This is a genomic window from Halobacillus salinarum (assembly GCF_022919095.1).
In the GTDB taxonomy this organism is placed as follows: Bacteria; Bacillota; Bacilli; order Bacillales; family Halobacillaceae; genus Halobacillus_B; species Halobacillus_B salinarum.
Genome location: NZ_CP095073.1, coordinates 1,999,725 through 2,012,924, shown reverse-complemented (window position 1 = coordinate 2,012,924; position 13,200 = coordinate 1,999,725). Strand labels below are relative to the sequence as shown.

Sequence of the window (13,200 nt, the reverse complement as noted above, 5' to 3'; positions counted from 1 at the left end):
CCAAAAAAATTAATGTTGAATAATGAAAATGTGATTAGTTCTAAAGATGTGGTAATAAATCAATTATACATAGAAAACGGGCATAGTTCATTATAAAATGCCGAAAATCGTATAAATTTTCACAACCAAATGCCTACATCCATGAATCTTACTCTGTCCTTCCCTACTCCTCATTCCTCACAAAGCTATCATGCGGACATCATCATTCCTGCGAAAACAATGACGAGTCTGGAATTCATAAACAGAGCAGGAAAAGAATAGAGATACTTCATAAAGTACATAACTTCAACCGTAAAAAAGCGACTCAAAAAAAGCGCAGGGCTGCAAGTCATTTTTGCAATCCAGCGCATTATCTTTTAAATGTAAAGCCTTAATCTTTCTTACTTCTTCTGCCGCAAAGGATGGAAGCTGTTTTATTGCTTAAAGTATTGTCTTATTTGAGAGATGTAATAAAGAGATCCAGTAATTAAAAAGAGATCCTCGTCTTTCATTTTATTCAAAATCCTGTTCACAGCCTCATAACCATTTTCACAGGCAAACGAAGCTTGAATGGGAGAAATAGCCATTAACTCTTCAGCAGACAGAGCTCGGGGAAAATCAAAGGTAGTAAACCATGCTTCGTCAATAACCTGTCCCAATTCCGTCAACATTTGATGGACTGGTTTATCTTCTAAAGCTGCATATAACAAGTATACTTTTTTATCCTTATAGTGGTGTTTGATTGTTTCTACCAGCGCACGAGTTCCTTCTAGATTATGGGCACCATCGAGGATCACTTCTGGTTCATCTTTTACCTTTTCGAAGCGAGCCGGCCATGAAGTCTTTTCCACCCCGCTTCTATAACAGGAACGGTCAATCTTTTCTCCACGTGCTCTCAGCACTTCTAAAGTCTCAATAGCCAAAGAAGCATTTTCAATTTGATGAGCTCCTTTCAACCTGGAAACTATACGATCGCAGCGGTAAGAAGAATGGACAAAATTGAATGTTTCCCCATCTGCCGCAGCTTCCAGGTGCTCTCCAAAGAAATCTTCAGCCAGTTGGAATAAAGGGGCCTGAAGTTCTCTTGCCTGTTCTTGAATTACGGCTTGTGCATCAGGCTGCCTCACACCGGAAATAACAGGGACATTTGGTTTAATGATGCCCGCTTTTTCCATAGCAATTTCTTCATAGGTGTTCCCAAGTATATTCATATGGTCCATTCCCACGTTGGTAATCACCGAAGCTGCCGGGGTAATAATATTCGTGGAATCATATCTTCCACCCAATCCCGTTTCAAAAAGCACGTAATCAGGCTGAGATTCTGAAAAGTAGATCATGGCCATAGCAGTAATAATTTCAAATTCCGTTGGTTCTCCAAGAGGCATGAAGCTCAGCTTCTCAGCAAGCGGTTTGATTTTTCCAACTAACTGTGCCAATCTATTATTTTCAACAGGAGTGCCATTGATACTGATTCTTTCGTTGAAACTGATAATGTACGGAGAAGTAAACGTCCCAACTTTATATCCCTGTTCTTGAAGGATGTGCCTCAGAAAAGCAACGGTTGAACCCTTCCCATTCGTTCCAGCAATATGAACCCCTTTCACCTGTTTTTCAGGATTCCCGAGTTCTTTCATCATCCATTCCATACGCTTTATGCCTGGCTTCACTTTAAATTTTTCTCTAGCATGTATCCAGTTTGTCGCCTCTTCATAATTCAGCACTGATGTCCCCTCATTTCAAAAAGAGGAGAGTATTCTAATTGAATACCCTCCCCCCTCCATTTAGGCATTAAGTTCTTTAATTCTTGCTTCAACCTTAGCCCTTTTATCAAGATAATCGGTTTCTTTCTTCCGTTCTTCCTCAACAACTTTCTCCGGGGCTTTCTTAATAAACCCTTCATTAGACAGTTTTTTCTTTACTCGCTCCACCTCTTTATCCCACTTATCCAATTCTTTCTCAAGTCGTTTGATTTCATCTTTAATGTTAATTAATCCAGCAAGCGGCAAGAATAATTCTGCCCCTGTAATTACTGCAGACATTGCCTTTTCTGGCACCTGTATATCTGTGGAAATCTTGAGCTCACTTGGATTACAGAATCTTTCAAGATAATCTCTGTTTTTCTCCAGTTCTTCAGCCACAGCTTCATCTTTAGTCTGAATGAGTAGCTGGATTTGCTTAGACATCGGAGTATCCACTTCAGATCTGATATTACGAACAGATCGAATAATAGAAACGAGACGTTCCATTTCCTGAACTGCCTGTTCATTGTGATACTCTTTTACAGCTTTTGGCCAGGAAGCTTGTGTGATCGATTCTCCTTCATGAGGTAGATGCTGCCATATTTCTTCAGTAAGAAAAGGCATGAATGGATGAAGCATACGCATCGTTTGATCAAGCGTATAAGCAAGGATCGAACGTGTTGTATGAATACGTGTCTCGTCTTCTCCGTATAAAGGCAGTTTAGCCATCTCGATATACCAATCACAGAACTCATCCCATATGAAATTATACAGATGTCGTCCAGCTTCCCCAAAATCATATTTCTCAATGTTTTTGGTTACTTGATCTATCGTTTGGTTTAATCGAGTGAGAATCCACTCATCGGCAACAGACTTGCTGCCGCTTAAATCGATGTCTTTAAATGAGAGATTGCCCATATTCATAAGAGCAAACCGGGAAGCATTCCAGATTTTATTAGCAAAATTCCATGTTGATTCAACTTTCTCCCAATGGAATCTTAAATCCTGACCAGGTGAAGAACCTGTTGCTAAGAAATACCTCAATGAATCTGCGCCATATTTATCGATAACATCCATAGGATCGACGCCGTTCCCAAGAGACTTACTCATTTTTCTTCCTTCAGCGTCACGGACAAGCCCGTGTATAAGAACATCTTTAAACGGTCGCTCACCAGTAAATTCTACGGATTGAAAAATCATCCGGCTTACCCAGAAGAAAATAATGTCATACCCTGTAACGAGTACATTGGTCGGGAAAAACTTTTTAAAATCCGCATTTTCCTTATCCGGCCAGCCTAAGGTTGAGAATGGCCATAAAGCCGAAGAAAACCAAGTATCCAGCACATCCTCATCTTGTTCCCAATTTTCTATGTCCGCCGGCGCTTCCTTGCCTACATATAGTTCACCTGTTTCTTTATGATACCATGCCGGGATTCGATGGCCCCACCACAGCTGCCGGGAAATACACCAATCACGAATATTTTCCATCCAGGTTAAAAATGTTTTTTCAAAACGTTCAGGTACAAAGCTTACTTTGCCATTTTCTTTTTGAAGGTCAATGGCCGCTTTTGCTAAAGGCTCCATATTGACAAACCATTGGGTGGACAAATAAGGCTCAACAACCGCACCGCTTCTTTCGGAATGTCCTACAGAATGGTGGTGATCTTCAATGTCGAACAATGTTCCATCTTCCTGCAGATCTCTGATGATTTGTTTACGGCATTCAAAGCGGTCCAACCCTTTATACTTACCAGCATTTTCATTCATCGTTCCATCTTCATTCATAACTAAAATCCGCTTAAGATTGTGACGATTTCCAATTTCGAAATCATTAGGGTCATGAGCAGGAGTTATTTTTACTGCCCCGGAACCAAATTCCATATCAACGTAATCATCCGCCACAATTTCTATTTCTCTTCCTATGATTGGCAATACAGCTGTTTTGCCAATTAAATGCTGATAGCGTTCATCTTGGGGATGAACGGCAATCGCCGTATCCCCAAGCATGGTTTCAGGACGAGTTGTGGCAATTTCAATACTGCCTTCTTCATCCTTTAACGGATACCGCATATGATAAAACGCACCTTGTACGTCCTGATATTCTACCTCGATATCCGACAAAGCGGTCTGTGTTGCCGGATCCCAATTGATAATATATTCTCCACGGTAGATCAGCCCTTTCTCATAAAGGGTTACAAACACTTCCTTAACGGCATCGGATAGCCCGGTGTCTAATGTGAAGCGTTCTCGAGAATAATCCAGGCCCAGCCCAAGCTTTTCCCACTGAGTGCGAATAAACTGAGCATATTCTTTTTTCCACTCCCACGATTTTTCAAGAAACTTTTCCCTGCCTAATTCGTGGCGGGACGTGCCTTGCTCCCGCAGTTTCCCTTCAACTTTTGCCTGCGTAGCGATTCCAGCATGATCCATTCCGGGAAGCCATAAAACATCATAGCCCTGCATCCGTTTCACTCTTGTAAGAATATCCTGGAGAGTCGTATCCCAAGCATGCCCTAAATGAAGCTTTCCCGTTACATTAGGAGGCGGGATCACTACAGTATAGGGTTCCTTGTCTGCGTCTCCACTTGCTTCAAAAAATCTACCGTCCAGCCAGTACTGGTAGCGATCCTTCTCAACGGCAGCAGGATCATATTTTGTCGGCATTGAAAGATCTGTTTCCTTCATTTGATCTTCCTCCTTTAACATTTATAAAAACAAAAATCCCCTTCATCCAACAAGGACGAAAGGGATTGATTCCGTGGTACCACCTTAATTCACAGACTGACAATAAGTCTGAGCACTCAAAATAAAATAACGGTTTTTACCGGCTTCATCTACTTAAGTTCAAAGAAGCTGCACTTCCGGAGCGACCTTCCTTATACAAGGGACCTGGAAAACTTTCACCTATGTGTTTTCCTCTCTGCTGGTGTTGTCAAGTACTCTTCTCCATCAAGGCATTTCACGTATAAAGGTTCTAATACATATTGTATATAAAACTTGTTATTTTAGTCAACGTTTAATTAAAAAATAGGCATTTAAAACAGAAAGGAGGAAAGATCCATGAGCAGATTTTACAGATATCGACTGCCTCCATGGTGCAGAGCGTGGCTTTTTGCGATTGAAACCGCAATTTTACCGGTCATGATCTTCCAGCTGTTCCGCACCATCATCTTTCCAACCACATTAGATGTATTCCTGTCAGGGATAATCATTGGTATCTTTTTTGCTTTTCGACTGAAATGGATTTAACTGGGAATGTAAACGATTTGTCCAGGGGATACATCCTCTTTGTCTTCATTCACTTTCTCTAACTGTTTTAACGGAACTTGGTAGCGTTCAGCAATGGTCGCTAAGGTTTCATCTTCCTGGACAATATACATTTTCATTTGAGTATAAGAATCTTCTCTGTTTGGAAATAAATGCTTGAATATATGCTTAATTCCATGGACACTTTCCGTTGATTCATTCTCAGCTTCATAAGCATCTTCATGAGCCATCGTACTGGATTCCATGATTGTAGTCAGTTCCCATTCACTGCTCTCATTGACCAGTTCTTCGACTTGCGTTTCCTGGGCAGCAGGCTCCTCTTTCCCGAAAAACTCATTAAAGCTTTGAGTTTTTTTATACGTCCATCTACCGTCACTCTCTGTTTCTTCCCCATTAGGGGCTTCATATCCCGGAAAAGGAACCACGGGCTCTTCCCTTTCAAAAGGCGGCGGGAAGATTTTTTGCTCGTCTGGTCGAGTCTGGTAGTTAATAGGACCAATAGTAGTCGATTCACCTAACCTTGTTTCGTCTGCAGGATAAGCTGCATCTTCTTGATTTATTCCATTAATGATCATTTGAGCTTGTAATCGCAGTTGATTTTGAGCAGGAAGCTCATAATCAAAGTTTTCAATGTCTACTAACACCGCATTAATATTGCTGACTCTTTCATTAGGTACTGTAATCTCAACAGGGAATGAATGAGAAAAATAATGGACCCCTTCTTCTCCTCGCTCGACTTCATGAATAACACGTACCGATTGTATTTCTGAAGAACTGTCATAGGCTTCTTTTTCATCCGCTAAGATATATTCCCCGGTTAATTCAATGGTACCGTTCAACCTGACTTCCTGATCCAATTGTTTAATGGTTATCTCAGGCTCTAAGGAAATTCCGAGCAGTTCACGGACACCCTGTCCCTCTTTGAACCAAAGAGCTTCATCTAATTGAAAAGAAAATACATTCTCTTTCAATGTTACGACCCCTCCCTTATATAGTAAACACAACGATCTAATACAACTTATGCAGAAAGAATTGTTATATACATAAAAAACCACTTCACTTTGCTGCATCGGTTACTCTGTTATGATAAATAAGAAATATTTTTAGAAAAAAATTCTCTTCATTCAGCACACAACTCTATGTACAACTTATCCCTGTTTTGCAGGTAATAAAAAACTTGCAGAAAAACCAAGAGGTTTCTCTGCAAGTTGATTTCGTATAGTTGCAAACTTTTTTGTTTTACTGTCTTGCTAATTTTGAAAATACTTTTCTCGCTGCATCAATCGTTGCTTCGATATCTTCATCGGAATGTGCTGCGGAAAGGAACATGCCTTCAAATTGTGAAGGAGGAAGGAAGATTCCTTCTTCAATCATACCGCGGTAATATCGGGCAAATAAATCTAAATCTGATTGGTTTGCTGTTTCAAAGTCCGTGACGTGTTCACGGTTAAAGAAAAAGCCAACCATTGATCCTGCCCGGTTTACAGTGAATGGGATATCATATTCAGCCGCTGCTTCCTGAAATCCTTCAACAAGACGATCGACTTTTTTATTTAGCTTTTCATATTCAGATCTCGTCATAGCAGAAAGGGTTTCAAAACCTGCTGTCATGGCCAGTGGATTTCCTGAAAGAGTACCAGCTTGATAAATATCTCCTACAGGGGCTACTCGTTCCATGATTTCCCGTTTACCACCATAAGCACCCACAGGAAGTCCTCCGCCAATCACTTTCCCTAAGCAGGTCATATCCGGAGTCACTTCAAAATGTCCCTGGGCACAATGATAACCGACTCTGAAGCCCGTCATCACTTCATCAAAGATCAATACAGTTCCATTATCCTGAGTAAGTTTGCGTAGTTCCTGAAGGAAGTTTTCTTCAGGCGGGACAACTCCCATGTTTCCTGATACAGGTTCAATAATTACTGCAGCCAAGTCTTTTCCATACTTGCTAAACACGTACTGAACGCTCTCCAAATCGTTATATGGAACCGTAATGGTATTCTGTGCTATTGATTCAGGCACCCCTGGAGAATCCGGTAATCCTAGAGTCGCTACACCCGATCCCGCTTTAATTAAGAGAGAATCTCCATGTCCATGATAATTCCCTTCGAATTTTAATATTTTATCGCGTCCTGTATAGCCCCTGGCTGCACGCAGCGCACTCATCGTCGCTTCCGTTCCGGAATTTACCATTCTTAACATTTCCATAGAAGGGACTCGTTCAATAACTAGCTGAGCGAGTTTGTTTTCAATTTGAGTAGGCGTACCAAAGCTGGTTCCGAGTTCTGTCGTTTTCTTTAGAGCTTCAACTACCCGGTCATCAGCATGTCCTAAAATCAAAGGTCCCCAGCTGAGAACATAGTCAATGTATTCCTGTCCATCAATATCATAGATCTTTGAACCTTTTCCTCGTTCCATAAATATAGGATCCATATTCACAGAATTAAATGCCCTGACTGGAGAGTTAACTCCCCCTGGCATTAATTCCACGGCCTGTTGATAAGCTTCAATTGATCGATCAAAATTTTTCATTCACCCAACATCCCTTCAACCTGAATAATTTCGGCTCTGCTTATTCACTGATCCATTTCGCAGCATCTTTAGCAAAATAAGTAATTATTAAATCTGCACCTGCACGCTTCATCGAAGTCAATTTCTCAAGCACTATTTCCCGTTCATTGACCCATCCATTGGCTGAGGCTGCTTTAATCATCGAGTATTCCCCGCTTACATTATATGCAACCAGAGGTAGAGGAAAGCGGTCTTTTACTTCCCGCATGATATCCAAGTAAGCAAGCGCTGGTTTTACTATTAAAAAGTCGGCTCCTTCCTCTACATCAGATTCTGCCTCCCTGATTGCCTCAAGTCTGTTAGCAGGGTCCATTTGATAAGCTTTTCGATCCCCAAACTGTGGAGAACTGTGAGCCGCATCTCTAAATGGTCCATAAAAAGCAGATGCGTATTTGACAGCATAACTCATAACCGGAATCTGACTATATCCTGCTTCATCCAGTCCAGCACGAATCGCTGCCACAAAGCCATCCATCATATTAGAAGGAGCAATAATGTCCGCCCCCGCCTCTGCCTGAGTGACAGCTGTTTTCGTAATCAGCTCCAAAGATTCATCGTTTGCGATATCTCCATCTCTTACAATTCCGCAGTGTCCATGATCGGTATATTGGCAGAGACACGTGTCTGCAATAACCGTCAGTTCCGGCACTTCTTTTTTTATCTGACGAATCGCCTGCTGCACGATGCCTTCGCGATTATAAGCTTCACTTCCTAGTTCATCCTTTTCTGACGGTACACCAAACACAATAACAGAACGGATACCAAGTGAGGTGAGCTCGTTCATTTCCTCTGTTAAATAGTTCAGGGAAACCTGGTGAACTCCCGGCATGGAAGGGACCTCGTTTTTCATATCCTCTTGTTCGAGTACAAAAATGGGGTAGATTAAATCATCTTTATGCAAATGAGTTTCTCTGACTAATGCCCTCATATTATCTGTTCTACGTAATCTGCGATGCCTTTTAAATTGTAGGTGATTCATACTATCGTTTCCCTTCTTCAGAAAAGTAGTCAATAATTTTATCCATCATGTCCTTTATTGAAAAGTTAGAAGGCTCTATGACTTGGCTGAACCCTCTCTCTTCTGCCCTTGCTCCTGTAGTAGGTCCAATGCAGAAACATGGAAGATGAAGCGCTTTGGCATTGGTATTTTGAATCGCATCCATAAATGCATCGATTGTGGAAGGACTTGTAAAGGTCAAACCATCAATCTCTTGCAGACGCAGTTTCTCTTGAATGATTTCATAGCTGTGTTCTACGGGAATCGTATCATAGACTGTCATTGTTTGAAAAAAGACCTGCTCTTGTTTCATCGCTTGTATGAATTCATCTCTTGAACGATTTCCACGAACGAATAATAGCCGGCCAGGTTCGTCATATTTCTGAAAAAAACTCCGGGATAAACTGCGGGCGTTAAATTTTTCAGGAACAAAGTCTGCTTTGACCCCGTATTTATTCAAAGCATCCTCTGTTCTTGTTCCAACCACAGCCCATTTCAAGCTTTGAGGCAAGTCTGCATTGTAAAAAGACAGCAATTCAAAAAAAAACTTCACTCCATTCGCACTGGTAACAAAAATCCAGGAAAATTCGTGAAGCTTAGCAAGCAGCCGATCGTGCTCTTTGGAATCGTGGAGCTGAAATGAGAGAAGGGGAGTTTCGACTGCTACTCCCCCATGTGTTTCTATTAGCGCTGATAATGGCCTTGCTTGGGATTTTGCTCTTGTTACAAGAATGTGTTTCCCTGCAAGTGTTCTCATTACTCTTCAAACTCCTCAATAGCGTCCGCGATTATCTCTTCTGCTCCCTTGGCTTTCAGACGGGCTGCTGCTTCTCTTCCCACTTCTACAGGATCTTTCCCACTTACGATATCATGTAAGATTGTCTGGCCATCCGGAGTACCAACAAGAGCTGTTAATACGATTTCGTCACCTTTGCGATACGCATAACCTCCAATTGGAACTTGGCAGCCGCCGTTTAAATCATGGAGGAACTTTCTTTCTGCCCTTACAGTCGTATCTGTGTACTCATGGTTGATTTGTTGGAGAAGTTTAATTAATTCCTGATCCTCTTCACGGCATTGAATGGCTAGAGCCCCTTGGCCAACCGCAGGCACACAGACGTCAGGTTCCAAATATTCAGTCACCAGATTATCGTCCCAGCCCATCCGTTTGAGACCAGCTGCAGCTAAGACAATAGCATCATAGTCTTCATCCTTCAGCTTCGCAAGCCGCGTATCGATATTTCCACGGATCCACTTTATCTCCACGTCTGGACGCACCGACTTAATTTGAGAACCACGCCGTAAACTGCTGGTCCCTACAACCGCTCCCTCTGGCAGATCCTTTAAAGTTACATTGCCGTTTGACACAAATGCATCACGATGATCTTCTCTTAAAGGTACAGAGGCTACTACTAGCCCTTCTGAAACGACGGAAGGCATATCCTTCATGCTGTGTACCGCCATGTCAATTTCTTTTTCGTACATGGCTTTTTCAATTTCTTTAATGAACAGTCCTTTTCCGCCTACTTTATTTAAAGTGACATTGAGAACCTGGTCCCCTTTAGTTGAAATCCTTTTTATTTCAAACTCATAGGACGGATCCGCTTTTTTTAATTGATCAATCACCCATTCCGTCTGGGTGATTGCTAATTTACTTTTTCTTGAGCCAATGACGATTTTTCGCAAAAGAGTTCCTCCTTCAATGTTAAAAATGAAAGTTAGAGAGTGAGCCGAAAAGCAAGAAATTAATCAATAAAAATAAGAATGCCGCTGAATTAAAGATGGAAATACTCCTGCCTTGGTACCCTTTCACCACTCTTAAAAATAAATAAATAATATAAACGATTAGTACAAGAAAAGAACCTAGCGTTTTAGAATCATACCAATAAAACACATCCGGAGATACATACCCCCATGTCACTCCTAAAATAATGGCAATCACAAGCAGAGGAACGGCAAGAATGATTGCGATATAGGAAAAGTGGTCTAGTTTTGTTAAATCTCCAAGTCTAAATAACTTTGTATTCCATTTTTTTCTTTTCAGGAGCCTGTATTGCAGGAGGTACATCAGAGAAAAAATAAAAGAAAGTGTAAAAAAAGCATAGGAGATCAATGCAAGACTAATGTGCACCACAAGCATCTCATTTACTAGATTTACGCCGCGGTCTTCTAAGTTGCTCTGCGCTCTAGTGGAAATATGGAGAAGCATGACTAGAAAGCCAAGTACATTCGTAAAGAACACAAGAAAATCCACGCGAAATAAACGATTTATTAATAACGAAAAAGTAACTAAAATCCACGCGTAAAAATACAGACCATCGTAGATTGTCATAACCGGGAAGTTTTCCTTCACAAATACCTGAGTCAATAAAAAAAAGGTTTGCATGAACCAAACCATACTAAGTAACCAGAAGGCGATTCGATTCACCTTCCGGTTCGTTTGAATAAAATCTATAAAATAACCGACTAGGCTGAGGCCGTAAAGTGCAAGTATCAATTCATAAACCCATTTAAAGTCAAACATAGCAAGTACCCACCCTTAAGGATGTGCAATTTGGGTGATGGAAGAAAAGGAATCGTCCTGCTTTTCCTGAGCTTCCTTTTGCAAAGCCTGGTTGTTTTTCTTTTCTTGTTCCTCTCGCTCTAATTCTACAGCTTCAGCAATACCAAAGATTTGTGTGAACAAATGGAGCGACTCATCTGCATCCGGTTGAGCTGCCAATTCTTTTGCCTGTAGAATCGGCTCTTTCAGCATTTGATTAATGATACTCTTCGTATGTTTACGAAGTACTTTCTTTTCCCGTTCGGTAAGTTCAGGCATTTTCCTTTCAATGCTCTTCATCGTTTCCGCTTGGATATTAAGTGCTTTAGAACGAAGAGCGGAGATGACAGGAACTACACCAATCGTTTGCAGCCATTCTTTAAACGTAACGATCTCTGCCTCCATCATGACTTCAATCTGCTCTGCCGCTTGTTTTCTTCTAGCTAAGTTGGCGTCCACAATTCCTTGTAAGTCATCAATGTCATACAAGAAAACGCTCTCCAAATCCTCCATAGATGGATCAAGGTCACGTGGAACTGCGATATCCACCAGGAATAAAGGCTTCCCTTTACGTTGACGGTGGATAGGCTCGAGCCGCTCTTTAGAAATGACATATCCTTCAGCTCCAGTGGAACTAATGACAATATCCGCATCCTTAAGCGAGTCTTCCAACTGCTCCATAGTACGAGCCTCACCATTAAATTGATCTGCTACTACTTGTGCTTTCGCAAGTGTCCGGTTAATAACGGTTACTTGCTTAACTCCTGATCCATGCAGGTTTTTAGCGGCGAGTTCACCCATTTTACCAGCACCTAAGATCACGATGTGTTTATGAACAAGGTCACCAAAAATTTTGCGCGCCAATTCTACAGCTGCGTAGCTGACCGAAACAGCATTTTCACTGATTTCAGTGTCTTTGTGGGCTTTTTTCGCCATCGTGATGGATTGTTTAAATAATTGATTTAAAATGGTTCCAGTAGCCTCCGCCTCCTGAGCCTGCATAAATGCGTGCTTCATTTGGCCAAGGATCTGAGTTTCTCCAAGAATCATGGAATCAAGCCCCGTAGTCACACGAAAAAGATGCTCCATCGCTCCATCTTCTTCATATATGGAAAGGTAGCGTGAGAATTCATCCTTGTCCACATTAAACCACTCAGACAAAAATTGCTTGATATAATAACGGCCCGTATGGAGCTGATCGACAACAGCATATATTTCTGTACGGTTGCAAGTAGAAATAATCACGTTCTCAAGCACACTCTTTTGTGTGTTCAAACGCTGCATTGCCTCTTTCACACGCTCTTCCTTAAATGTTAATTTTTCTCGAATTTCGACAGGGGCTGTTTTATAATTAACTCCAACAGCTAGAATATGCATGAAATCTACCCCCATTAAACGTCCTTACTTCTTCACTAATGTTTATTATAACATGAAATTTGGATAAGCATTCTGTTAAAATTTGAACAGAATTTGAAAGTCTGAGCACTAACAAGTAATAATTTATTCATTCATATAAATTCTTACATTATAAATACTCTAAAAAGTAATTCGTCTGTAATAGTACCAGACGACGCGCCATAACTCAAGAAATCAAATTATGTACATTTTCTCACTTGGAGGTTTCTCATGAAAAAACAAAATTGGTTCACCGGTTTTTTACTCGTAGGGTTCGGTATTTTCTTTTTTCTTCGTCAACTTAACATTCCCTTATTTGAGCCCTATTACTCATGGCCGACGTTTCTTATTATCATCGGCCTTGCCTTTCTATTACATAGTTATTTCGCTAAAGAGTATCAAACTGTTTTTGCAGGAATAATTCTTCTGCTGTTTGGTATTCATTTTCATGGGCTCGCTCATTACTCATTTTGGATTGACCATTGGGCTGTATATCCGTTTATTATCGGAATTGGACTTATCGTTAAGTCTCAGAAGTCTCAGGGAGGTCTTCTGCCGGGGCTGTTATTGGTTCTCATCGCAATGATTGCCTTGTTTATAAGCCCTGGATGGCTCAATTGGCTCTCTGTTTTCTTTCAATGGTTAGAAAGATTTTGGCCGGTCACGCTAATTCTATTCGGTTCCTACATGTTAATAAGAAAAAAATAAAA

The 13,200-nt window shown here is 41.0% G+C and carries 11 protein-coding genes and 1 other annotated feature; of the genes, 2 read left to right on the top strand and 9 right to left on the bottom strand.

All coding sequences use genetic code 11. The annotated features are described in order from the left end of the window. Positions 1 to 413: 413 nt before the first annotated feature. Positions 414 to 1,700 carry a bifunctional folylpolyglutamate synthase/dihydrofolate synthase gene (locus tag MUN89_RS10205; protein ID WP_244713329.1) on the bottom strand — a complete coding sequence of 429 codons (1,287 nt, stop codon included), beginning with the start codon at positions 1,698 to 1,700 and terminating at the stop codon, positions 414 to 416. 60 nt (positions 1,701 to 1,760) lie between these two features. Beyond that, positions 1,761 to 4,403 carry a valine--tRNA ligase gene (locus MUN89_RS10200; RefSeq protein WP_244713327.1) on the bottom strand — a complete coding sequence of 881 codons (2,643 nt, stop codon included), beginning with the start codon at positions 4,401 to 4,403 and terminating at the stop codon, positions 1,761 to 1,763. Positions 4,404 to 4,451: 48 nt separating this feature from the next. Beyond that, positions 4,452 to 4,680 (bottom strand) — a binding site (T-box leader). Positions 4,681 to 4,778: 98 nt separating this feature from the next. Here MUN89_RS10200 and MUN89_RS10195 point away from each other — a divergent pair. Continuing rightward, positions 4,779 to 4,967 carry a hypothetical protein gene (locus tag MUN89_RS10195; RefSeq protein WP_244713326.1) on the top strand — a complete coding sequence of 63 codons (189 nt, stop codon included), beginning with the start codon at positions 4,779 to 4,781 and terminating at the stop codon, positions 4,965 to 4,967. On the opposite strand, the gene spoVID is transcribed toward MUN89_RS10195, so the two are convergent. The 7 genes from spoVID to hemA form a co-directional block, all read right to left on the bottom strand. Then, entirely contained in the window at positions 4,964 to 5,956 is a 993-nt protein-coding gene (spoVID, locus tag MUN89_RS10190) for a stage VI sporulation protein D (RefSeq protein ID WP_244713325.1), read from the bottom strand. The two genes, MUN89_RS10195 and spoVID, sit on opposite strands and share 4 nt — an antisense overlap. 268 nt (positions 5,957 to 6,224) lie before the next feature. Further along, complete coding sequence (gene hemL, locus MUN89_RS10185; protein ID WP_244713324.1) at positions 6,225 to 7,517, bottom strand: glutamate-1-semialdehyde 2,1-aminomutase; 1,293 nt, start codon at positions 7,515 to 7,517, stop codon at positions 6,225 to 6,227. A gap of 40 nt (positions 7,518 to 7,557) precedes the next feature. Continuing rightward, positions 7,558 to 8,535: a porphobilinogen synthase gene (gene hemB / locus MUN89_RS10180; protein WP_244713323.1), complete on the bottom strand. Its 978-nt coding sequence runs from the start codon at positions 8,533 to 8,535 to the stop codon at positions 7,558 to 7,560. A gap of 1 nt (position 8,536) precedes the next feature. Further along, entirely contained in the window at positions 8,537 to 9,310 is a 774-nt protein-coding gene (locus MUN89_RS10175) for a uroporphyrinogen-III synthase (RefSeq protein WP_244713321.1), read from the bottom strand. Next, entirely contained in the window at positions 9,310 to 10,239 is a 930-nt protein-coding gene (gene hemC / locus MUN89_RS10170; RefSeq protein ID WP_244713320.1) for a hydroxymethylbilane synthase, read from the bottom strand. The genes MUN89_RS10175 and hemC overlap by 1 nt, the downstream gene beginning before the upstream one ends. A gap of 19 nt (positions 10,240 to 10,258) precedes the next feature. Next, positions 10,259 to 11,077 carry a cytochrome c biogenesis protein gene (locus MUN89_RS10165; RefSeq protein ID WP_244713319.1) on the bottom strand — a complete coding sequence of 273 codons (819 nt, stop codon included), beginning with the start codon at positions 11,075 to 11,077 and terminating at the stop codon, positions 10,259 to 10,261. 15 nt (positions 11,078 to 11,092) lie between these two features. Then, positions 11,093 to 12,472, bottom strand: a complete 1,380-nt coding sequence (gene hemA, locus MUN89_RS10160; RefSeq protein WP_244713318.1) for a glutamyl-tRNA reductase — start codon at positions 12,470 to 12,472, stop codon at positions 11,093 to 11,095. A gap of 249 nt (positions 12,473 to 12,721) precedes the next feature. On the opposite strand from hemA, the gene MUN89_RS10155 reads away from it, so the two are divergent. After that, entirely contained in the window at positions 12,722 to 13,198 is a 477-nt protein-coding gene (locus tag MUN89_RS10155; protein ID WP_244713317.1) for a LiaF transmembrane domain-containing protein, read from the top strand. Positions 13,199 to 13,200 lie beyond the last annotated feature (2 nt).

What these genes read in the sequence shown, in the direction of transcription:
- MUN89_RS10155 (WP_244713317.1), top strand. Translation starts at nt 12,722, where the DNA reads ATGAAAAAACAAAATTGGTTCACCGGTTTTTTACTCGTAGGGTTCGGT.
- MUN89_RS10165 (WP_244713319.1), bottom strand. Translation starts at nt 11,077, where the DNA reads ATGTTTGACTTTAAATGGGTTTATGAATTGATACTTGCACTTTACGGC.
- MUN89_RS10200 (WP_244713327.1), bottom strand. Translation starts at nt 4,403, where the DNA reads ATGAAGGAAACAGATCTTTCAATGCCGACAAAATATGATCCTGCTGCC.
- hemA (WP_244713318.1), bottom strand. Translation starts at nt 12,472, where the DNA reads ATGCATATTCTAGCTGTTGGAGTTAATTATAAAACAGCCCCTGTCGAA.
- hemL (WP_244713324.1), bottom strand. Translation starts at nt 7,517, where the DNA reads ATGAAAAATTTTGATCGATCAATTGAAGCTTATCAACAGGCCGTGGAA.
- MUN89_RS10195 (WP_244713326.1), top strand. Translation starts at nt 4,779, where the DNA reads ATGAGCAGATTTTACAGATATCGACTGCCTCCATGGTGCAGAGCGTGG.
- MUN89_RS10175 (WP_244713321.1), bottom strand. Translation starts at nt 9,310, where the DNA reads ATGAGAACACTTGCAGGGAAACACATTCTTGTAACAAGAGCAAAATCC.
- hemB (WP_244713323.1), bottom strand. Translation starts at nt 8,535, where the DNA reads ATGAATCACCTACAATTTAAAAGGCATCGCAGATTACGTAGAACAGAT.